This is a genomic window from Brachybacterium tyrofermentans, from assembly GCF_014897585.1.
GTDB lineage: Bacteria > Actinomycetota > Actinomycetes > Actinomycetales > Dermabacteraceae > Brachybacterium > Brachybacterium tyrofermentans.
In genome coordinates this window covers 1-21,401 of the sequence record NZ_JABUXW010000030.1, presented here as the reverse complement: position 1 = coordinate 21,401, position 21,401 = coordinate 1, and the positions used below count along the sequence as shown (strand labels likewise).

Sequence of the window (21,401 nt, the reverse complement as noted above, 5' to 3'; positions counted from 1 at the left end):
CAACGCGATGCGCGGGCGTCCTGTCGGGCTACCCTGACCGGGATGTCCCGCGCTGCTCTGCTCCCTCCCGTGCTGCTCGGCCTCGTGGTCCTGCTGCTCGCGCAGATGGTGGGCCTGGGCCTGTCGGCGCTGCTGGGCCTGCCCGTCCCCGGGGTGGTGATCGGGATCGTGCTGCTGGTGGTGCTCGGTCTGCTGCGGCCCACGCGCGCCGTGCTGCGCGTCGCCGAACCGGCCGCGACCCCGCTCCTCGCGCACCTGCAGCTGCTGTTCGTCCCGCCCGGCGTCGGGATCCTGCTCGAGCTCGACTCCCTGGCGCAGAAAGCGCTGCCGATCGCGCTCGCCGTGGGCGGTTCCTTCGTGGTCACTCTGCTGGTCGCGGGGACGATGCTGCAGGCGCTGCTGCGCCGGCAGGATCGTCGGCGGGCCAGGGGGAGGGCTGCCGACGGGCGAGGTCCGGACGGAGGCTCCGGGGAGCCCGGCGGGCCCGACGCCCCGCAGCCGGGGGGCGCGGCCGCATGAGCACGCTCATCCACCTGCCGGTGTTCGGCCTCGCGCTCACGCTCAGCGCCTACCTGCTGTCCCTGTGGCTGTACCAGCGAACGGGGCGGCCCGGGCTGCTGTCCCCGGTGCTCGTCACGGTCGTGATCGTGGCCGGGGTGCTGCAGCTGACCGGGCTCCCGTACGCCGAGTACCTCGAGCAGGTGACCGTGCTGACCCTCCTGCTCGGCCCTGCCACCGTGGCCCTGGCCCTGCCGCTGCTGCGCAACGGCCGGGCGCTGGCCTCGTCGGCCCCCGCCGTGCTGGCGACGCTGGTGGTGGGCGGCGCGCTGAGCGTGGCGCTCACCGTCGCGGTGCTGACCGGGTTCGGGGTGGGGGACGACCTGCTGCGCGCCGCCCTGCCCCGGTCCGTGACCTCGCCGGTGGGACTGTCGATCGCGGAGCTCCTCGGGGCGTCCGTGCCGCTCGCGGTGGTGCTCACCCTGATCTCCGGGGTGCTCGGGGCGGTCGTCGGCCCGGCGCTGCTGACCCTGGTGCGGGTGCGCGACGAACGCGCTCGCGGTTTCGCCGTCGGCCTGACCTCCCACGGCATCGGCACCTCGCGCGTGCTCGCCGAATCCACCGTGTCCGGCGGCTGGTCCAGCGCCGCGATGGTGATGAACGCCCTGGTCATGACCACCGTGCTGCCGATCGTCGCAGCACTGGTCACCGGCTGAGATCGGTGCTGGAACGGCGGGCGACGACGAGCTATCAGGTCAGGTCGAGGAAGGCACGCAGCTCGGCGAAGGCCGACGGAATGACGGAGTAGTGGGCCCACCGCCCCTTCTGCTCGCGGGTGAGCAGGCCGGCGTCGACGAGCTTCTTCATATGGTGGCTGACGGTCGGCTGGCTGATGCCCAGCGGCTCGGTGAGATCGCAGGCGCAGACGTCGCCGCATCCCTGGGCCGCCACATGCGAGAGCAGCTGGAGGCGCGTCGGGTCCGAGAGCGCTTTGAGGCGCAGCGCCAGATGCTCCGCCTCGGCGACATCGATCGGGCCGGCCCCGAGCGTGCAGCAGTCGAGTGTGGCGCGCTCGCCCGGTGTGCACGACGGCGCGATGCTCTCCGGAGGTGTGCTCGGGGGCGCGATCGAGGGGGAGGTCATGTGGTCACCTTACATTGACGGATGTCTATGTGACAGGCTAGCGTTCGCATCGATGTTCGTCTATAGGAAGAGGTAGTCCCCGTCATGACGACGACTGCAGCGCCCGGAACGCCGACCCGGGTGGCCGGGGAGATGTCTTTCCTTGATCGGTTCCTTCCGGTCTGGATCATCGCGGCGATGATCCTGGGCCTGGCGCTGGGACGCTTCGTTCCGGGGCTCAATCAGATACTCGAGAGCATGTCCGTCGCCGGGATCTCCGTGCCGATCGCGATCGGGCTGCTGGTGATGATGTACCCGGTCCTCGCCAAGGTCCGCTATGACGAGACCCGCCGCGTGACCGCCGACCGCAAGCTCATGGTGCTGTCGCTGGTGCTGAACTGGATCGTGGGCCCGGCGATCATGTTCACCCTGGCCTGGCTGCTGCTCGCCGACCTCCCCGAGTACCGCACCGGACTGATCATCGTGGGCCTCGCCCGCTGCATCGCCATGGTCTTCATCTGGAACGACCTCGCCTGCGGCGATCGGGAGGCCGCGGCCGTGCTGGTGGCGATCAACTCCGTCTTCCAGGTCCTCGCCTTCGGGGCGCTCGGCTGGTTCTACCTCCAGGTGCTGCCCTCCTGGCTGGGGCTGCCCGTGACATCGGCGGAGTTCTCCGTCGGTGCGATCGTGCTCTCCGTGCTGGTCTTCCTCGGCATCCCCCTGCTCGCCGGCTTCCTCACCCGGGTGCTCGGCGAGCGGGCGAAGGGGCGGTACTGGTACGAGAACCGCTTCCTGCCCCGCATCGGCCCCTTCGCGATGTACGGTCTGCTGTTCACCATCGTGCTGCTCTTCGCCCTGCAGGGAGAGGCGATCACCTCCAACCCCTGGGACGTCGCCCGGATCGCCCTACCGCTGCTGGCCTACTTCGTAGGCATGTTCCTCATCTCGCTCGTCGCCGCCCGCGCCGTCGGGCTGACCTATGCGAAGTCCACCACGGTGGCCTTCACGGCGTCGGGCAACAACTTCGAGCTCGCGATCGCCGTCGCGATCGGCACCTTCGGCGTCACGTCCGGGCAGGCGCTCGCGGGTGTCGTCGGCCCTCTGATCGAGGTGCCCGTGCTCGTCGCCCTGGTCTACGTGTCCCTCTGGCTGGGCCCGCGCCTGTTCCCCGGTGACACCACCGTCCCCGCCCGCACCACCGAGAAGGTCTCCGCATGAGCTCCCAGAACTCCGCCGCCCCGTCCGTGCTGTTCGTGTGCGTGAAGAACGGCGGCAAGTCCCAGATGGCCGCCGCACTCCTGCGCCACCACGCCGGAGACGCCGTCGAGGTGCACTCCGCCGGGACGAAGCCCGGCAGCGCGATCAACGCACTCTCTGCCGAGGTCGTCGCCGAGGTCGGCGCGGACATGTCCGCCGGATTCACCAAGCCGATCGACCCTGCGCTGCTGGCCCGCGTGGACCGGGTCGTGGTGCTCGGCGAGGAGGCCGTCGTCGAGCCGGTGCCGGGCATGGCGGGGACGATCACCACGTGGGTGACCGACGAGCCCTCCGAGCGCGGCATCGAGGGCGCCGAGCGGATGCGCCTGGTGCGCGACGACATCGACGCCCGGGTGCGCACGCTCCTGGACGACCTCACGCAGACCTCGACCTGATCTCTCGCAGCAAGGAGACCTCCATGCTCACCACCAGCACCACCTCCACCCGTCCCGTGGTCATCATCGGCGCCGGCCCCGTCGGCCTGGCCGCCGCCGCCCAGCTCGCCGAGCTCGGGGTGGGCTTCCTCGTGCTCGAGGCCGGCTCCACGGCAGGAGCGGCCATCTCCGACTGGGGCCACACGCGGCTCTTCTCGCCCTGGCAGTACAACGTCGACTCCGCCGCCGGGCGCCTCCTCGGGGCCCAGGGATGGACCGCGCCCGACGGAGACACGCTGCCCACCGGCCACGAGCTGCGCGAGCAGTATCTCGAGCCCCTCGCCGAGCTGCCGCAGCTCGCCCCCTCGATCCGCTACGGCGTGCGCGTCGCCGCCGTCTCCCGGTCAGGGCTCGACAAGACCCGCACCGCCGGGCGCGACGAAGCGCCCTTCCTGGTGCGGATCGAGAGCGCCGACGGGCAGGTCGAGGACCTCCTCGCCTCCGCCGTCATCGACGCCTCCGGCACCTGGTCCACCCCGAACCCGCTCGGCCAGGCGGGGCTCGTCGCGCCCGGCGAGACAGCCGCGCGCGCTGCGGGCCGGATCACCCGGGCGCTGCCTGACGTGCTCGGCCGGGACCGCGCCGCGTTCGCGGGGAAGCGGGTCATGGTCGTCGGCGCCGGCCATTCGGCCGCCAACACGCTGCTCGATCTCGCGGACCTCGCCGAGCAAGAACCGAGCCTCTCGATCCTCTGGGCCGTGCGCACCGCCGACGTGTCGCGGGTCTACGGAGGCGGGGAGCAGGACGAGCTCGCCGCGCGCGGAGCCCTCGGCACCCGGCTGCGGCGCCTCGTCGAGACCGGCCGCATCGAGGTGCGCACCTCCTTCACGATCACGAGGTTCACGGTGGGCGAGGCACTGAGCGTGCACGCGACCACGCCCGACGGAGAGCGCACCGAGGAGATCGACCTGCTGGTGCCGGCCGCCGGCTTCCGGCCCCAGCTCGGCATGCTCTCCGAGCTCCGTCTCAGCCTGGATGCCGCCGTCGAGGCGCCCGCACAGCTGGGACCGCTGATCGACCCCGAGTTCCATTCCTGCGGGTCGGTCGAACCCCACGGCGAACGGGTCCTCTCCCACCCGGAGAAGAACTTCTACATCGTGGGGATGAAGAGCTACGGCCGCGCCCCGACCTTCCTCATGGCCACCGGCTACGAGCAGGTCCGCTCCATCGCGGCCGCGCTGGCCGGGGACCGCGAGGCCGCCGATGCCGTGCACCTCGATCTCCCCGAGACCGGGGTCTGCACCACCGACCTCGGCGGCAGCTGCGACGCCTCGGCCTCGGCCTCGGCTTCGAGTGACGAGGGATGCTGCGCTCCGGCTCCGGCTCCGGCACCCGTCGGGGAGAGCTGCTGCGCCCCGGAACCTGCCGCGAGCACCTGTTGCTCCAGCTCGCAGCCGATCACCCTGTCGGTCAGGTAGGACCTGAACGCGGGACGGGCTGCGGTCCGTCCCGCGGGGCGCCCGACGGCGATCTCCCGGTCGAGCGGGACCTGCTGGGACAGGCCCGCGTCTCCAGGCACGACGGCTGGTCGGCGGCCGCGCCGAAGAAGCGTACGATTCCGCGCGTGCCACCACTCGGCCTCACCCCATCCCGCGCCGTCGACCGGCGTCCGCGCCCCGCTCGGACCGTCTTCCTGGCCTTCGCCGCCTGCGGTCTCCTCGGGACCCTCCTGCTCCTGCTCCCGTCGGCCTCCACGGGGGCCAGAGGAGCCACACTCGTGGAAGCCCTCTTCACAGCGGTCTCCGCCCTCTGCGTGACCGGGCTCATCGTGGTCGATACCCCCGTCTTCTGGACCACGTTCGGCCAGGTCGTGATCCTGGTGCTGATCCAGATCGGCGGCTTCGGCGTGATGACCTTCGCCTCCGTGATCGGCATCGCCGTGATCCGGAAGCTCTCCCTGCGCTCGAAGCTCACCGCCGCGGCAGAGGTGAAGAGCTTCGGCATCGAGGACGTGCGGACCCTCGTGCTCAGCGTCGTGCGGATCTCCCTGATGATCGAGGCGGTCGCGGCGGTGATCCTCACGCTGCGCTTCGCCCTCGCCTACGACGAGACATGGGGCGACGCCCTGTGGCTCGGGGTCTTCCACGCGGTCTCCTCGTTCAACAACGCCGGGTTCGCGCTGTACAGCGACAGCCTCATGTCCTTCTCCGATGACCCGGTCATCCTCCTGACGGCCAGCGGTGCCACGGTGCTGGGAGGTGTCGGCTTCCCCGTGCTGATGCAGCTGAGGAAGCATCTGGGCACCGTGCGCCTCTGGTCGATGAACACCCGGATCGTGGTCGCCGCGACGCCGCTCCTGCTCGCCCTGGGAACCCTGTACATCACTGCTCTGGAGTGGAGCAATCCGGAGACGCTGGGAGGGATGCCGCCCCATCTGCGGATCCTGAACGGCTTCGCCATGTCCGCCCAGACGCGGACAGCCGGCTTCAACACCGTCGATACCGGGGCGATAAATCCCGCGACCTGGCTGGGCATGGACCTGCTGATGTTCATCGGCGGAGGACCCGCAGGAACCGCCGGTGGCATCAAGGTCACCACCTTCGCGGTGCTGTTCTTCCTCATGCTCGGCGAGCTGCGCGGCGCCGGCGCCGTCACCGTCTTCGGCAAACGCCTCTCCCGGGCGGTGCATCGCCAGGCCATCACCGTCATCGTGCTGGCAGCCGGCCTCATCGTCGCCGCCACCATCGTCATCATGCTCCTGACCGACCTCTCGCTCGACGTGATCCTGTTCGAGGTGGTCTCGGCCTTCGCCACGGTGGGTCTGTCCACCGGGATCACGGCGGATCTTCCCGCGAGTGCCCAGCTGATTCTCGTCGTGCTGATGTTCATCGGCCGTCTGGGCCCGATCACGGCGGCCACCGGCCTCGCGCTGCGACAGCGGACTCTTCTCTACGACCTCCCCAAGGAAAGGCCGATCATTGGCTAAGCACAGGTTCTTCCGATCCGTCCCCTCCTCCTCCGTCTCCTCGGCGAATGCGGTGGCAGTCATCGGGCTGGGCAGGTTCGGTCAGTCCCTGGCCCTCGAGCTGATGAAGGATGGAGCCGAGGTGCTGGGCATCGACGTGCGCGAGGACGTCGTCCAGGCCCTCAACGGGCAGCTGACCCACGTCGTCGCGGCAGACGCGACCAATGAGCAGGTGCTGCGCCAGCTGTCCGTCTCGGAGTTCGATCGAGTGGTCGTCGCGATCGGCAGCGACATCGAGTCGAGCATCCTGGTCACCTCGCTCCTGCTGCGCTTCTCGGTCCCGCAGATCTGGGCGAAGGCGGTCAGCGATGCGCACGGTCTGATCCTCGAGCAGCTGGGGATCCCGCATGTCGTGTACCCCGAGAAGGACATGGGCCGCCGTGTCGCGCACATCGTGCTCGGCAGCATGCAGGACTTCATCGAGATCGACACCGATTTCGCCATGGTCAAGACCGCGCTGAATCCCGAGTACGAGGGAACACGGCTCGGCGACAGCGGCATCCGCCGCAAGTTCGGAGTCACCGTCAGCTCCGTGAAGCACCGCGACGGGGCGTGGCAGCCGGCGACGGAGGACACCGTGCTCACGGAGGGCGACATCATCCTGGTCACCGGACCCACCCGGAAAGCCGAACGATTCAGCAGATCCTCGTCCTGACCCGGAGATCCCCGATCCCATGACCCCGCGATCCTCGTCGTCAGGGGACCGCAGGGTGCCGAGGACAGGTTCTCGGGGTCGCTGTACCCTGGAGGACGCAGGAGCGCACGGCCTGACCACGACCAGGAATGGGAAGCGGGACCCCCTCATGACGTCGATCACCGACCACGACGCCTACATCGCGTCGGCCCCCGAGGCCTTCCAGCCCGCACTGCAGCGGCTGCGCGAGATCCTGCGTCGGGTCCTGCCGGAGGCCGAGGAGATCGTCGCCTACGCCATGCCCGGATTCACGATCGACGGCACGGTCGTGGCCAGCTATGCGGCGTTCAGCAAGCAGTGCGGGCTGTATCTGCGTCCCCACGCCCTGACCGAGCACGCCGCGGAGATCGCGGCCGCCGGCCTGAAGGCGACCAAGACCGGCATCACGTTCACCCCGCGCAAGCCCATCCCGGACGACCTCGTCGAACGTCTCGTGCGGACCTCGCGACAGGGCGTCGAAGGCTGACGCCCCTCACGGCGCATCGGCGAGCGGGGATGGAGACCCGTCGATCATCTCGCCATACCCGGCGCGGAAGTCGGGCACCTCGAGAGAGCCGAGCAGGTCGAGGAGAGCGGTGCCGTTGAGCACGGTGCCGACGCCGGAATCCGGCTCCTTGCGCGGGGGCACGGGCTTCCCGAGCCGCCGTGCGATGTGCGTGACGACTTCGCCGAGGGTCGACGGGACGCCGTCCACGGCGTGCAGGAGCTCCGGCGGATCGGGGGTGCCGAGCAGCGTCACGACCGCCCGGGCGAGGTCGACCTCGTGGATCCGATTCGTGTGCCGGCCGTGTTCGACAGGGCGCCCCTCGAGGACGGCCCTGATCAGGTGATCGCGCCCGGGCCCGTAGATGCCCGCCGGTCGCAGGATGCTCGCCCCGAACAGCTCGCGCGCGGCCTGTTCCCCGTCGAGGAGCACGTGGGCCCGCTCCGACCGGGGACGGGCGGGATCGGACTCGGTGAGCGGACGGGAGGAGTCGTAGCCCTCGAGCACCCGGGTCGAGGAGACGAACACGGTGCGCCGGGGCGCCGCAGGGAGGGCGGCGGCGAGATGCTGCAGCGGTTCGCGATAGCTCGCGGCGACGGACGGGGTCAGCGTGATGACCATGGTGTCGACCGCGGGCAGCGCGGAGGGGAGGGGCTCGCTGAGATCCGCGGTGATCGGTGTGAACGCGAGCGGCAGGGTGCTCGGGTCGCGGCGGAGTCCGGCGATCTCGCTGCCTCCGTCGACCTCTCCGTCTCCGTCGACTGCTCTGCCCCTGGCGTGCAGCAGCTCGCCCACGCGGATGCCGACGCGGCCGCAGCCGACGAGCAGGGTTGTTGCGCTCACGGTCGCCTCCTCCGGGGTGTTCGTCCACGGGGGATCGTCTCTCGGTGACCTGACCGCGACCTGTGGCGCCACGTCCTCGGTCCGAGGTTCCACGGAACCCCGCTGCGTGCACAGAACTGTGCGGTCCGCGTCCTCCTCCAAAAGTCGGGTGCGGTGCGCGGGGCACTACGAAATAATGGACTGCTGCCGCCGTGCCCGGGGGCGCGGTGCACTTCGCGGACAGGATCTGTCCGCTTCCCACTTTACCGTTGTTCCTGCCGCCGATCGCGGTGCGAGCACTGCCGTACCCCAGCCTGACCCCTCACCAAGGACCCTCCATGCTCTGGACCGTCATCCGGCGACACCTCCGCCCCTACCTCCCGCACGTCGCCGCCGTGATCGTGCTGCAGCTGGCGACCGTGCTGGCCACGCTGTACCTGCCCAGCCTCAACGCGGACATCATCGACAACGGGGTGGCCACGGGCGATACCGACTACATCTGGCGCGTCGGCGGGATCATGCTGATCGTCGCGATGGTGCAGGTCATCACCGCGGTGATCTCGGTCTGGTTCGGGGCTCGGGTGGCGATGGGCATGGGGCGGGACGTGCGCCGCTCGATCTACACCCGCGTGGACCGCTTCTCCACCGAGGAGATGGGTCGCTTCGGCGCCCCCACGCTGATCACCCGCGGCACCAATGACGTGCAGCAGGTGCAGATGCTCGTGCTGATGACCCTGAACTTCATGGTCATGGTGCCGATCATGTCCATCGGCGGGATCATCATGGCGATCCAGGAGGACCCCGGTCTCTCCTGGCTGGTGTGGGTGGCTGTGCCGGTGCTGATGGTCATCGTGGGCCTCCTGGTCACGAAGCTCATGCCGCTGTTCCAGCGCATGCAGGACAACATCGACTCCATCAACTCGGTGATGCGCGAGCAGATCATGGGCATCCGCGTGGTGCGTGCCTTCGTGCGCGAGAAGCACGAGACCGCGCGCTTCGAGGACGCCAACGCGACCCTGACCGACACCTCGGTGCGGATCGGCCGGCTGTTCGTGATCATGGGCCCGGCGATCACCGTCGTGCTGCACCTGGCCACCGCCGCCGTGCTCTGGTTCGGCGGGCATCGCGTGGACGCCGGGCTCGTGCAGGTCGGCTCGCTGACCGCCTTCATGCAGTACCTGCTGCAGATCCTCATGGCGGTCATGATGGGCACCTTCATGTTCATGATGTTCCCGCGCGCGATCATCAGCGCCCGGCGCATCGGCGAGGTCCTCGACACCACGCCCACGCTCGCCGAGAGCTCCCGCCCGGTCGCCCTGGATCGGGCCGACGGCGGCGCGACGGTCGAGTTCCGGGACGTCACCTTCTCCTATCCGGGCGCCGAGGCCGCCGTGCTCGACGGCGTCTCCTTCACCGCGGAGGCAGGCCGCACCACGGCGATCATCGGCTCCACCGGCTCCGGGAAGAGCACGCTGATCAGCCTGATCCCGCGCCTGCACGACGCGACCAGCGGCCAGGTGCTCCTGGACGGGGTGCCGGTCACCGACCTCGCCCGCGCCACGATCTCCGCGACCGTCGGCCTCGTGCCCCAGAAGCCGTACCTGTTCTCCGGCACCATCGCGCACAACCTGCGCTTCGGCGATCCGACGGCCGACGAGGACGAGCTGTGGCGCGCCCTCGACATCGCCCAGGCCACCGAGTTCGTCGCCGATCGCACCACCGGCGAGGGGGAGGGAGCGGCGACAGGCCTGGAGTCCAGCGTCTCCCAGGGCGGCACCAACGTGTCCGGCGGGCAGCGCCAGCGCCTGTGCATCGCCCGCACCCTGGTGGCCCGGCCCCGGGTGTTCGTCTTCGACGACTCCTTCTCCGCCCTCGACGTCGCCACCGACGCCGCGGTGCGCGCCGGGCTCGATGCGCACACCGAGGGCGCCACGCGGATCATCGTCGCCCAGCGCATCTCCAGCATCACCGGCGCCGACCAGATCCTCGTGCTCGACGAAGGTCGGATCGTGGGCCGCGGCACCCACGAGGAGCTGCTCGAGACCAGCACGACCTACCGGGAGATCGTCGATTCCCAGATCACCGTGGAGGAGCCGGCATGAGCGCCGCGAAGAAGCAGGGAGAGAACGTGACGGATCCGGCCGACGGGGCGACGCCGCGATCCGGGGCGGCCGCCCCGGATCTCACCGAGGCCGAGATCCTCGAGATGCAGGACTCCATGAGCGGTGAGTGGGGCGAGTCCGCGCCGCGCAAGGCCAAGGCCTTCTGGCCCTCCGCACTGCGCCTGGCCGGCACCTTCGGAGATCACAAGCTCAGCCTCGGGATCGTGCTGGCCTTCGGGATCATCTCCACGGCGCTCACCGTGTGGGCACCCTCGATCCTCGGCGACGCGATGGACGTCATCTTCGACGGGGTCCTCACCGGCGACGGCGTCGACTTCCCGGCGCTGGGACGGCTGCTGCTGGTCGTGCTGGGCATGTACCTCGTGGCGGCCCTGTTCGACTGGCTGCAGGGCCGGCTGCTCAACGACGTGGTCATGCGCATCGTGTACCGCCTGCGGGAGAAGATCGAGGCGAAGGTCAACCGCCTGCCGCTCTCGTACTTCGACACCCGCCAGCGCGGTGACCTGCTCTCGCGCACCACCAACGACGTCGACAACGTGCAGACCGCCCTCCAGCAGGCCTTCGCCTCTCTGGTCTACGCGGTGCTCACCATCGTGGGCATCACCGCGATGATGTTCTACCTCTCCTGGCAGCTGGCCGTGATCGCCCTGGTGGCGCTGCCGATCTCCGGCGTGGTCATCGGCATCATCGGATCGAAGTCGCAGAAGCTGTTCACCGCGCAGTGGCGCAACACCGGGCGGCTGAACGGCCACGTCGAGGAGTCCTTCACCGGCCACGACCTGGTCACTGTGTTCGACCGCCAGGACTCGATGCTCGAGCAGTTCGATACGCGCAACGAGGAGCTGTACGAGGCGTCCTTCAAGGCGCAGTTCTACTCCGGCATGATCATGCCGATCATGCAGTGGGTGACCTACCTGGGTTATGTGGGGATCGCCGTGGTGGGCGGTCTGCGGATCGCCAGCGGGCAGCTCAGCCTCGGCCAGGTGGTCGCCTTCATCCAGTACTCGCGCGAGTTCAACGCGCCGCTGGGTGAGGTGGCCGGTATGGCGAACATGCTGATCTCCGGCGTGGCCTCGGCCGAGCGGATCTTCGAGCTGCTGGACGCCGAGGAGCAGGAGGCCGACGGGGAGATCACCGCCCCGGGTGCCGCTCTCGACGGCACTCCCGCTCTCGACGGCCCCGTCGCCGGCAGTGCCCTCCCGCGCCGCCGCATCGAGCGAGCCGAGCTCACCGCCCCCACCCGCGGGCGCATCGAGTTCGACCACGTCGCCTTCTCGTACACGGCCGACAAGCCGCTGATCACGGACCTCACCCTGGTCGCCGAGCCCGGCCAGACCATCGCGATCGTGGGACCCACCGGCGCCGGCAAGACCACCTTGGTCAACCTCATCATGCGGTTCTACGAGATCGACGGCGGCGAGATCCGCCTCGACGGCGTGGACATCCGGGCCCTGGACCGCGGCGCGGTGCGCAGCCAGGTGGGCATGGTGCTGCAGGATGCCGTGCTGTTCGGCGGCACGATCCGCGAGAACATCCGCTACGGGCGTCTCGACGCGAGTGACGACGAGGTGATCGCGGCGGCGACCGCCACCTTCGTGGACCGTTTCGTGCACACCCTGCCCGAGGGCTACGACACCGTGATCGAGGACGAGGGCGCGAACATCTCCGCCGGTGAGCGGCAGCTGATCACCATCGCCCGCGCCTTCCTCGCGAATCCGGCGCTGCTGATCCTCGACGAGGCCACCTCCTCCGTGGACACCCGCACCGAGGTGCTCGTGCAGGAGGCGATGGCGGCGCTGCGCACGGACCGCACCAGCTTCGTCATCGCGCACCGCCTCTCCACGATCCGCGACGCCGACGTGATCCTCGTGATGGAGCACGGCGACATCGTGGAGCAGGGCGATCACGACGCGCTGCTCGAGGCCGAGGGCGCCTATCACCGCCTGTACTGGTCGCAGTTCGCCGGTGGCGTGGATCCCGACGCGGAGGACGCCGTGCTGGCGGGGTCCGCAGCCGTCACCGGCGAGGTGGCCGCCGTGGCCGGCGAGGCGCCCGACACCCCGGACGGCCTCGCTCACGCCTAGCCAGGCGCCCGACACCCCGGACGGCCCCGCTCACGCCTAGCCAGGTGCTGCCCCGCCGAGCTGTACCTCGCGCTGCCCGGTCACGGATTCCTCGCCTGGGCTCACGTTCTGTACCCCCGACCCCGGCACACCTCCTCCGCCTGGGGTGCAGGGCCAGCGGGGCAAAGTGGCTCTTCCCAGATGAGGGTGTAGCGCACGTCGCGCGGCGGGCCGGCGCGTCGGTGTCGGGGTGAGGGTCGAGGTCTCCCGAGGATGAGAGCTCCTACACACTCAGCCCGAAAGACCTCGACGTGCACGACGCTACCGTCGGCGGGCGCGCTGATGCGTTCGCCAGCCCCGACCTGACTGCCTTCTGCCGCCTCGACGAACTCGGCCTCGTTGTCACCGGGCAGCGACTCGAGCCGGATCGTGCCGTATTGGCCTGTCAGGTGGTCGAGCCCGACCAGTGGTGCCGGCGCTGCGGCTGCGAAGGGAGACCACGTGACACCGTGGTCCGACGGCTTGCCCACGAACCACTGGGCTGGCGGCCCACGACGCTGGAGGTCGTCGTGCGCCGTTACCGCTGCAGCGGCTGCGGGTATGTGTGGCGCCAGGACACCACCGCCGCGGCCGAGCCCCGGGCCAAGTTGTCTCGGCGCGCTCTGCGGTGGGCGCTGGAAGGGATCGTGGTCCAGCACCTGACCGTGGCTCGGGTCGCCGAGGGGCTCGGGGTGGCCTGGGACACCGCCAACGACGCCGTTATGGCCGAGGGCAAGCGGGTGCTGATCGACGAGGAGCACCGCTTCGAGGGGGTGAAGGTCGTCGGGGTCGATGAGCACGTGTGGAGGCACACCCGTCGCGGCGACAGGTACGTCACCGTGATCATCGACCTCACCCCAGTGCGAGATGGCACCGGCCCGGCACGGCTGCTGGACATGGTCGAAGGACGCTCCAAGCAGGCGTTCAAGACCTGGCTGGCCGACCGCCCGCAGGAGTGGCGCGACGGCGTGGAGGTGGTCGCGATGGACGGCTTCACCGGGTTCAAGACCGCCGCCGTCGAGGAACTGCCCGACGTGGTGACCGTGCTAGATCCCTTCCACGTCACGCGCCTCGCTGGCGAGGCGCTCGATGAGTGCCGACGGCGAGTTCAGCAGGCCATCTGTGGGCACCGCGGCCGCAAGGGCGACCCGCTCTATGCCGCCCGCCGGACCCTGTCCACCGGCGCCGACCTGCTCAACGACAAGCAGAAGGACCGACTGGACACCCTGTTCGCCGACGACGCCCACGTCGAGGTCGAGGTCACCTGGAGCGTCTACCAGCGCATGATCGCCGCCTACCGCCACGAGAACCGGCGCCACGGCCGCGAGCTGATGGCCCGGCTCATCGACTCGATCAGCACCGGCGTCCCCAAGGCCCTGGTCGAGATCACCAAGCTCGGCAGGACGCTGAAGAAGCGCGCCGCCGACGTCCTGGCCTACTTCGACCGGCCCAGCACCTCCAACGGGCCCACCGAGGCGATCAACGGCAGGCTCGAGCACCTGCGCGGCTCGGCGCTGGGGTTCCGCAACCTGACCAACTACATCGCCAGATCCCTGCTCGAGACCGGCGGGTTCAGACCCCGACTACACCCTGGATTCGGATGAGCCGGCAAAGTTGGGGGAACGAGCTCGCCATTCCCCCAACTTTGCCCCGCTGGCAATCGGTTATCGGCAATCGGCAATTGGCAATCGGTTATCGGTAGTCGGCAGCCGTGGCCGTGGCTGTGGCCGCGATCGTGGTCGCGGGGCATGGTGGCTGCGTCGGATTCGCTGGGGCGTGGGGCGTGGGGCGTGGGACACGAGGCGGGGAGCACGAGGACCGGGGCGCTCAGCGACCGGTGCTGTGTGGTCTGGACCACTCGCGGGGAGTAGCGTCGGAGCATGGACATCACGATCGTCGGCGGCGGGGTCTGCGGCCTCGCGCTGGCCCATGAGCTCGCCCCCGATCATCGCGTCACCGTGCTGGAGTCCTCCCCGGGGCCACGCGGCGGCGGCTACATGATCGACTTCTTCGGCCCCGGGTTCGTCGCCGCGGAGCGGATGGGCGTGCTCGAGGAGCTGCGCCTGCGCGGGCACGTGTTCGACGGGGTCCGCTACGGCCTGCCGGACGGCTCCGACAGCGGCACGATCGACGCCGGCCCCCTGGTCGAGGCCGCCGGCGGGCGCTACTTCTCGATCCTCCGCCCCGAGGTCGAGCTCGGACTGCTCGCTCAGCTCCCGGACTCCGTGGACCTCCGCTACGGCACCCGCGTGGTCGAGGTGGAGGACGTCGGCCCGGAGCGAGCGGCGGTCGTCACCGCGGGGGGTGAGGTGCTGACGTCCGATCTGGTGGTCGCCTGCGACGGCGTGCGCTCGCCGGTCCGTGAGCAGGTCGCCCCCGGCCACGGCCCGATCCTGCCGATGGGGTACCGCGCCGCCAGCTATCTCTACGAGGATCCGCAGCTGGCCCATGAGCTGGGGGAGCGGATGCTCATGTCCGACTCGATCCAGCGGGTGGGCTGGCTGTATGCGGCCGACGTCGATCAGGTGGGCGTCATGTTCGCCGAACGCGTCGACCGCCAAGGCACGGAGCGTCCCGTCCCGGACCCCGATCGCCTGTGTCGGCGGTTCAGCGGACTGCACCCGCAGATCGACCGGGCTCTCACCCACGTCCCGGACTCCTTCTACGACGATCTCGTGGCGCAGAGCCATGCGCCGCGCTGGAGCCGTGGACGCGTGGTGCTGGCCGGAGATGCGGCCCACGCGCCGTCGCTGCTCGCCGGGCAGGGCACGTCGCTGGCGATCGCCGGCGCCGAGGCGCTGGCCAGGAGCCTGCGGGCCGCCGGTCCGCACATCGAGGTGGGCCTGGCGGAGTACGAGCGGCGGTGGCGGCCCACGGCGGAGAAGGTGCGGCGCTCCGGTCGCCTCAGCGCGTCGGCCTTCATCCCGGCCACCACGTTCCAGCTTCGCGTGCAGCAGGTGGGGCGCCGCGCGATGGGCCTGCCCGGCGTGAGCCGGCTGCTCAGCCGCCAGTTCGTCGCCGCCTGAGCATCGTGCCGGCTCACAGGTGCAGGGTGCCGCCATTGCTGCGGAAGGTGCCGGGCGGCTGCCCGAAGTAGCGGCGGAACGCGGTGATGAACGGGCGCGCTTCGGGATAACCGCAGGTGCGGGCCACCTGGGCGATCGGGTCGTCGGTCTCCAGCAGCAGGTGGGCGCCGCGCTCCAGGCGCAGCCGGCGCAGCATCGCCATGAGCGACTCCCCGGTCTCCCGCGCGAAGAGCCGCGCCGCATGCCGTTCGGAGAGGTGCACGACCGCGGCCACGTCCCGCACCTGCACCGGGCGTGCGAGGTTGTCGGCGAGGTAGCGCTCCATGGAGGCCACGCTCGAGGTGGTGCGGGCTTCCGGGTCGAGGGCGACGGCGAGGTCGTCGGGCGCGGCGAAGGCCCGTGCGGTCTCGATCACCAGAGCGGTGCCGAGAGCCTTGAGCTGCTCGCTGACCCCGGAGCGTGGAGCGGCGGCCTCCGCGGCCAGCGCCGCGATCAGCACGGGCAGGGACCCGAGCTCGGAGGAGACCAGCGGGCGGTCGGCGCGCAGCAGTCCGCTCCACCACCCGGGGGCCGAGGCAGACGTCGCACCCGTCGGCTGCAGGGTGAATCCCCAGAACGCGATCCCGAGCCCGTCGACGGGGTCGGAGATGATCTCGTGCACGTCGCCCGGTCGCGCCACGAACAAGGCGCCCTCCTCGATCTCCTGCACCTCGCCCTCGACGCTGAAGGTGCCGGAGCCCGAGTAGGCCAGGCACACCTCGAAGTAGGAATGCGTGTGCGCGTAGTTGCGCCAGACCGCGGGCGCGTAGAAGCCCCAGCTGAGGTAGTCGACGTCGAACCCGTCGACCTCGCCGGTCACGAGCAGACCGGCGAGGTCGACGAAGGTCGTCGCGCGGGCGACGGTATCGAGGGTCACCCGAGCATCATGCCTGCTCGGCCCGACCCGTGGGATCGGTTCCCGCGAGGATGAGGCCCTGGCCGAGGGACTCCTTGTGCTGGTCGGTCAACGGCCGATCGGCCGGATCGCGGTACTGCACGAGCCACGTGGTGCGGGCCTCGTCGCTCATGTTGACGCCGGAGCTGTGCACCGTGAAGTAGGTGAAGAACAGGACGTCGCCGGCCTCGGCCTCCATCGGGACGAGCTGGTCGGTGGGGAAGTCGGGGAGGTGGTAGCTGCCCGCCGGGTCGTGCTCGCGCGGTCCTTCCTTGTGGCTGCCCGGGGCGACGCGCACGCAGCCCTTGAGGTCGGGGGCGTCGTCGAAGTGGAAGATCGCCGCGCCCACCGAGTCGTTCCGGTGCGGGAAGAACGGGTAGTCCTGGTGAGGCGGGAACGGGGACCCGTTCTCCGGCGGCTTGATGAACATTTTGGTGTGGTGCAGCTGCACGTTCGGGGTGCGCATGACGGCCGCCGCGACGGACGTGAAGCGCGGATCCGTGAGCAGACGCGTGAACGCGGCATCGTAGAACTGGGCGTCGTGGAGGTGCTGGAGGCTGGTCTTCTGCCCCATGGCGACGTCGGAGGCGGAAGACCAGGTCGGGTCGTCGCCGCGGTCCAGGGAGGAGATCAGCTCGTGGCTGCGAGCGCGGTACTCGGCCGCCTCCTCCTTCGTGAGGAGGCCCTTGACCAGGACATAGCCCTGCTCGTCGTAGGAATCTGCCAGAGCGTCGAGATCTGCAGGAGCAGTGGAGAGGGTGGTCATCATCGACCCTTCGTGTGAGTGGTGTGCGGTCAACTGTGCGTGCTCCTCGAGCCTAGGAAGCTCCGTGCGAGCCCACCAGGCAGAGAGCGGACGCGGATGTTCGCGGGACGGACACGCCGTCCGCGAGCGCCAGGAGCAGGAAGGGTCCGGCTCCGTCGTGCCGCGTGCGATCCCGGTTCTCCGATCGCCCGGCCGGCGTGCTGCGGCCCTGGCCGCGTGCGCGCGCTCAGGGGCGCCGCACGTACTCGGTGAGCGCGACCCCGCTGTCGAAGTCGCGCGTGCGGACGTGGTCGAAGCGGACGGGCGCGTAGTCACCGGGTGCGAACAGCGGGATGCCGCTGCCGAACAGGAACGGCTGCCGCTTGAGCACCAGGCGATCGATCTCGCCGTGCAGCTGGGAGGCGAGGTCGGCGCCCCCGCACAGCCAGATGTCGCCGGTGCCGCCATCCCTGCCGCCGCCCGAGCCCTCGCCGCGCTGCTTCAGCTCGCGCACGACCTCGACGGGGTTCGCGTCCGTCGTGGTCAGATTCTCCGCGGGCTCGAGCTCGCGATGGGTGAACACCACCTGCTCGAGGTGCCGGTACGGGCTGGGCATGTCCGGCAGTCCCACGGCGTGGGTGGCCGCGCCCATCAGGACGGTGCTGAATCGACCGCCGGACTGGTCGATGCCGAGATGCGCGGCGATGTCGGTCGGGATGGTGTCGCCGAACTCCGCGTTGATGCCGGCGAGGTGATCGCCCTCGACGAGGAAGGCGTCGAACTGGCCCTCGGGGCCGGCGATATAGCCGTCCAAGCTCACGGCGACGTAGTAGATGAGCTCACGCATGTCGACTCCAGGGGTGCGGGGCGCCGTCGCGGACCACGACAGCTGTGGTGGTCGAGAGTACGACACCTGTGGTGGTTCGCGCTAGGGTATTTCCATGGCACGCAACGAGGAACGCCGACGGGCGCTGGCCGACGCCGGCCTGACGGTGCTGGCCGACGAGGGCGCCCGCGGCCTGACCCACCGCGCTGTGGACCGCGCCGCCGGGGTCCCGCTGGGCACGGCGTCGAACTACTTCAGCTCCCGCACCGCGCTGATCGAGGGCCTGGTGGGACGCATCGGCGAACGGCTCGCCCCGAGCGCGGAGTTCGTGCGCGAGCGAGAGGGCCTGCCGCCGAGCAGGGACCTGTTCGCCCAGTACCTGCGCGATATCGCGCGCCGACTGCTCGGTGAGCGGCAGGTCGCGATCGCCCTGTTCGAGCTGCGCCTGGAGAGCACCCGTCGGCCGGAGATCGCCGAGCTGCTGGTGACGTGGCGGCGCGAGGGCTTCGCGGGCGATGTCGCCTTCAACGCGGCCGCCGGGCTCCCAGGGGGAGCTCACGAGATCGCCCTGTTCCACTATGCGGTGGACGGGCTGCTGCTGGACCGTCTCACGGGTCCGCTGAGGCCCGAGGACTCGATCGACGACATCGTCGACGCCCTCGTCGACGGGCTGTTGCCGCGGTGAGCAGAAGGGCCGTGGTGAGCAGGTGGGCCGGGATCGACGCCGCGTGATCGCTGCGGTGTCTCAGACCCGCACGGCGCCGAGCTTCTCGGGATTGCGGATCATGTCGATGCGGGACACCTCGTAGCCGGCTCCGGCGGGACCTGCTTCCGCGTCGGTCCCCTCGACCCACACCACGCAGTCGACCCGCGGCCCGTCGTGACCCACGAGCGCCGGACGCCCGTTGATCTCGGCGACCTGCCAGGACAGGATCATGACCTCGGGCTTCGCGAGGACGCCGGCGACGAAGCGCAGCACGTTGTCCGTGCCCAGGATCGGGCGCCGGGCGGCCTTGGCGATCCCGCCGCCGTCGGTCGTCAGGACGACGTCGGGGGAGAGCACTGCGACCATGTCCTCCAGATCGGTCGCGCCGCGCACGGCGCCCAGGAACGCCTCGGTCAGGGCGCGGTGCGTGTCCTCGTCGACCGGATGGCGCGGGGCACGCTCCCGCACATGCGCCCGCGCGCGGCTGACCAGCTGCCGCACGGAGGTCTCGGAGCGCTCGAGAGTCTCGGCGATCTCGGAGTACGGGGCGGCGAACACGTCGTGGAGCACGAAGGCCGCACGTTCGAGCGGGGAGAGCGATTCGAGCACGACCAGCAGGGCCAGCGAGACGTCATCGGCGATCTCCGCGGCGTGACCAGGATCCGCGTCGGCGCCCGTGGAGACGGGCTCGGGCAGCCAGGGGCCGATGTACTCCTCCCGCAGTCGGCTGCGGGAGCGCACGATGTTCAGCGCCGTGCGGGTGACGACCGTGAGCAGGAAGGCGCGGGGCTCGCGGACCGTTGTGAGGTCCACGTGCTGCCAACGCAGCCAGGCGTCCTGCACGGCGTCCTCGCTGTCCTGGACCGTGCCGAGCACACGGTAGGCCGCGCCGAGCAGCGCTCGGCGATGGGTCTCGAAGTCGCGGGCGTGCGCTGTGCTCATGGGGCTCCTGTGGTCAGTGCGCCAGGCTCGAGGGGACGTCGCACCCGTCCTTGAACCCCTGGCTGCTCAGGCCCAGACCCGCATTCGTGCGCGAACGGTAGTTCTCCAGCGAGACCAGCGAGGCGAGCTCGACCACCTGACCGTCGCTCAGGTCCTCGCGGAGCACGGCGACCATCTCGTCGGTCACGGCAGACGGGGTCGCCGTCGCCGCCTCCGCGTACTCCAGCACCGCCCGCTCCAGCGGGGTGTAGGCCGAACTGGTGCGCCAGGAGGCGACGTCGCGGAGCTTGCGCGGGTCCACCCCGCGGTGGTGGTACTCCCAGTAGCCGAAGTCGGTGCACCAGGAGCAGCCGATCTCGTGGGCGGGGGCCATCGTGGCCAGGGCCTGGAGGGTGGGCGGCAGCTTCTTCCAGCGCGAGGCGGTCGCTTCGAGGGCCACCGTCGAGACCAGGACGGGCCGATGGTGGAAGGAGGCCTTGAGCGGGTCCAGGACTTTTCCGTAGACGCGACGGACCACCCAGCCGGCGACCTTCTCGAAGCGGCCGTCGCGATCCAGGGGTATCCGCGGCGCACCGCTCGACGTGGACACGGTGCGCAGGGGCGTGATGGCAGACATGGCGCTTCCTTCGTTCAGCGGGCCCACTCGACGGGCCGTTCGTGAGGAGGACACCGGGCGGTGGAGGTCTGTGACATCCCGCCTGTCAGAGGCCGTCGGTCTTGGAGCTGTCAGTTCTCGGGTGGTCAGTCCTCCAGCATCCGCGACCTGGTCAGGAACCTCTTCCCGTCGGGAGATTCAAGGCTGAAGCCGCCGCCGCGCCCGTCGACCAGATCGATCGTGAGATGCGTGTGGCGCCAGTAGGCGAACTGCTCCCGGCTCATCCAGAAGTCCAACGGTGAGGTGCCGCCGCCTGGCAGAGGGACCTCGACATGGCCCATCCGAACATCGGCGTCCCCGGTGAGGAAGTCCCCCTCGGGGAAGCACATGGGGGAGGAGCCGTCGCAGCAGCCCCCGGACTGGTGGAACATCAGGGGACCGTTGCGGTCGATGAGCCGTTGCATCTGCGCGACCGCTGCCTGGGTGAACGCCACCCGCGAGAAGTCCTCGCCCTCGATCGTGGGCTCTGCCTCGAGCACGTCGTCGGCCGAGGTCGGCGGCGGAACCCTGGGCCCGGGCTCCGTCGGTCTCGCCCCTTCGGTGCTCCTCGTCGCTCGCGCGCTGTCGGCCCCGAGTGTCGTCGGCTGTGCACCGGTGGATCCGGTCGTCATCGGAGGCCTCCGCCCTGCCCGAAGGGGGTCGACGGGGGAGCGCCCGGGGGCGGCTGATCCGGCGGCGGCTGATCCGGTTCGGGCTCGGGCCGAGGCTGCTCGGGCGTCGGCTCGAGCGGCTCACCCGGGAAGGGCTGCGACGGCGGACCGGGAGGAGGTCCCGGCGGGTCCGTGGGCGGCTGCCCCGGGGGCGGCATCGGGGGCTCGTAGGGCCCGGGGATGCTCATATCGTGCTGGTCGGAATCCTCATGCATGATCTCTCCTCCCGCGATGGTGCCGACGGGCCGGTCCGGGGAGCCCCGCGGACCGGCCCGTCGGTCGTGCCGATCGGTACCGGCGGTGCCGATCACGATCGTCGATGCTGATCAGGCCGGTCCCGTCGGTCAGAGCCGGCCGCGCCGATCAGAAGAAGCCGAGCTTCTTCTCCGAATAGCTGACCAGCAGGTTCTTGGTCT

21 protein-coding genes are annotated in these 21,401 nt (G+C 70.3%); 13 read left to right on the top strand and 8 right to left on the bottom strand.

Translation table 11 applies throughout. The annotated features are described in order from the left end of the window. The first annotated feature begins 42 nt into the window (after positions 1–42). Together INT49_RS17650 and INT49_RS17645 are read left to right on the top strand one after the other, a co-directional pair. Positions 43–519 carry a CidA/LrgA family protein gene (locus INT49_RS17650; protein WP_193119062.1) on the top strand — a complete coding sequence of 159 codons (477 nt, stop codon included), beginning with the start codon at positions 43–45 and terminating at the stop codon, positions 517–519. After that, a complete protein-coding gene (locus tag INT49_RS17645) occupies positions 516–1,214 on the top strand; it encodes an LrgB family protein (RefSeq protein ID WP_193119061.1) in 699 nt (232 codons plus the stop codon). Before INT49_RS17650 ends, INT49_RS17645 begins: the two co-directional genes overlap by 4 nt. 34 nt (positions 1,215–1,248) lie before the next feature. On the opposite strand, the gene INT49_RS17640 is transcribed toward INT49_RS17645, so the two are convergent. Further along, on the bottom strand, positions 1,249–1,641 hold the full coding sequence (locus INT49_RS17640) for an ArsR/SmtB family transcription factor (protein ID WP_193119060.1): 393 nt from the start codon (positions 1,639–1,641) through the stop codon (positions 1,249–1,251). 84 nt (positions 1,642–1,725) lie between these two features. Here INT49_RS17640 and arsB point away from each other — a divergent pair, with 84 nt between their 5' ends. The 6 genes from arsB (at position 1,726) to INT49_RS17610 (ending at position 7,436) form a co-directional block, all read left to right on the top strand. Then, the gene (arsB, locus tag INT49_RS17635) at positions 1,726–2,838 is read left to right on the top strand and encodes an ACR3 family arsenite efflux transporter (protein ID WP_193119059.1); all 1,113 of its coding nucleotides are present in this window, start codon (positions 1,726–1,728) and stop codon (positions 2,836–2,838) included. After that, entirely contained in the window at positions 2,835–3,272 is a 438-nt protein-coding gene (locus tag INT49_RS17630) for an arsenate-mycothiol transferase ArsC (protein WP_193119058.1), read from the top strand. The genes arsB and INT49_RS17630 overlap by 4 nt, the downstream gene beginning before the upstream one ends. Positions 3,273–3,295: 23 nt before the next feature. Beyond that, the gene (locus tag INT49_RS17625) at positions 3,296–4,729 is read left to right on the top strand and encodes an NAD(P)-binding domain-containing protein (protein ID WP_193119057.1); all 1,434 of its coding nucleotides are present in this window, start codon (positions 3,296–3,298) and stop codon (positions 4,727–4,729) included. Positions 4,730–4,875: 146 nt separating this feature from the next. Continuing rightward, a complete protein-coding gene (locus INT49_RS17620; protein ID WP_319021689.1) occupies positions 4,876–6,237 on the top strand; it encodes a TrkH family potassium uptake protein in 1,362 nt (453 codons plus the stop codon). Continuing rightward, a complete protein-coding gene (locus tag INT49_RS17615; protein WP_193119055.1) occupies positions 6,230–6,931 on the top strand; it encodes a potassium channel family protein in 702 nt (233 codons plus the stop codon). Before INT49_RS17620 ends, INT49_RS17615 begins: the two co-directional genes overlap by 8 nt. Positions 6,932–7,079: 148 nt before the next feature. Next, a complete protein-coding gene (locus tag INT49_RS17610; protein WP_193119054.1) occupies positions 7,080–7,436 on the top strand; it encodes an iron chaperone in 357 nt (118 codons plus the stop codon). Positions 7,437–7,442: 6 nt separating this feature from the next. On the opposite strand, the gene INT49_RS17605 is transcribed toward INT49_RS17610, so the two are convergent. Further along, positions 7,443–8,297 (bottom strand): Rossmann-fold NAD(P)-binding domain-containing protein, encoded by an 855-nt coding sequence (locus INT49_RS17605; RefSeq protein WP_193119053.1) that lies wholly within the window; start codon positions 8,295–8,297, stop codon positions 7,443–7,445. Positions 8,298–8,614: 317 nt separating this feature from the next. On the opposite strand from INT49_RS17605, the gene INT49_RS17600 reads away from it, so the two are divergent. The 4 genes from INT49_RS17600 (at position 8,615) to INT49_RS17585 (ending at position 15,527) form a co-directional block, all read left to right on the top strand. Beyond that, entirely contained in the window at positions 8,615–10,378 is a 1,764-nt protein-coding gene (locus INT49_RS17600; RefSeq protein ID WP_193119052.1) for an ABC transporter ATP-binding protein, read from the top strand. A gap of 104 nt (positions 10,379–10,482) precedes the next feature. Next, on the top strand, positions 10,483–12,483 hold the full coding sequence (locus INT49_RS17595; protein WP_226850880.1) for an ABC transporter ATP-binding protein: 2,001 nt from the start codon (positions 10,483–10,485) through the stop codon (positions 12,481–12,483). Between the two features lie 290 nt (positions 12,484–12,773). Then, complete coding sequence (locus tag INT49_RS17590; protein WP_087137594.1) at positions 12,774–14,105, top strand: ISL3-like element ISPfr3 family transposase; 1,332 nt, start codon at positions 12,774–12,776, stop codon at positions 14,103–14,105. A gap of 276 nt (positions 14,106–14,381) precedes the next feature. Continuing rightward, positions 14,382–15,527 carry an FAD-dependent monooxygenase gene (locus INT49_RS17585; protein WP_193119050.1) on the top strand — a complete coding sequence of 382 codons (1,146 nt, stop codon included), beginning with the start codon at positions 14,382–14,384 and terminating at the stop codon, positions 15,525–15,527. Positions 15,528–15,540: 13 nt separating this feature from the next. Here the strand turns inward: INT49_RS17585 and INT49_RS17580 are convergent, their stop codons facing one another. The 3 genes from INT49_RS17580 to INT49_RS17570 all read right to left on the bottom strand — a co-directional run bounded on the left by INT49_RS17580 (position 15,541) and on the right by INT49_RS17570 (position 18,053). After that, positions 15,541–16,443 carry a helix-turn-helix domain-containing protein gene (locus INT49_RS17580; RefSeq protein ID WP_193119049.1) on the bottom strand — a complete coding sequence of 301 codons (903 nt, stop codon included), beginning with the start codon at positions 16,441–16,443 and terminating at the stop codon, positions 15,541–15,543. Positions 16,444–16,450: 7 nt separating this feature from the next. Further along, positions 16,451–17,230: a phytanoyl-CoA dioxygenase family protein gene (locus tag INT49_RS17575; RefSeq protein ID WP_226850871.1), complete on the bottom strand. Its 780-nt coding sequence runs from the start codon at positions 17,228–17,230 to the stop codon at positions 16,451–16,453. A 223-nt stretch (positions 17,231–17,453) separates the two neighbouring features. Continuing rightward, entirely contained in the window at positions 17,454–18,053 is a 600-nt protein-coding gene (locus INT49_RS17570; protein ID WP_193119048.1) for a dihydrofolate reductase family protein, read from the bottom strand. A 94-nt stretch (positions 18,054–18,147) separates the two neighbouring features. On the opposite strand from INT49_RS17570, the gene INT49_RS17565 reads away from it, so the two are divergent. Then, complete coding sequence (locus INT49_RS17565) at positions 18,148–18,717, top strand: TetR/AcrR family transcriptional regulator (protein ID WP_193119047.1); 570 nt, start codon at positions 18,148–18,150, stop codon at positions 18,715–18,717. Between the two features lie 60 nt (positions 18,718–18,777). On the opposite strand, the gene sigJ is transcribed toward INT49_RS17565, so the two are convergent. The 3 genes from sigJ to INT49_RS17550 all read right to left on the bottom strand — a co-directional run bounded on the left by sigJ (position 18,778) and on the right by INT49_RS17550 (position 20,946). Then, a complete protein-coding gene (sigJ, locus tag INT49_RS17560) occupies positions 18,778–19,680 on the bottom strand; it encodes an RNA polymerase sigma factor SigJ (RefSeq protein ID WP_193119046.1) in 903 nt (300 codons plus the stop codon). A 13-nt stretch (positions 19,681–19,693) separates the two neighbouring features. After that, the gene (locus INT49_RS17555) at positions 19,694–20,296 is read right to left on the bottom strand and encodes a carboxymuconolactone decarboxylase family protein (RefSeq protein ID WP_193119045.1); all 603 of its coding nucleotides are present in this window, start codon (positions 20,294–20,296) and stop codon (positions 19,694–19,696) included. A 125-nt stretch (positions 20,297–20,421) separates the two neighbouring features. Beyond that, positions 20,422–20,946 carry a DUF779 domain-containing protein gene (locus INT49_RS17550; RefSeq protein ID WP_193119044.1) on the bottom strand — a complete coding sequence of 175 codons (525 nt, stop codon included), beginning with the start codon at positions 20,944–20,946 and terminating at the stop codon, positions 20,422–20,424. Between the last annotated feature and the right edge of the window lie 455 nt (positions 20,947–21,401).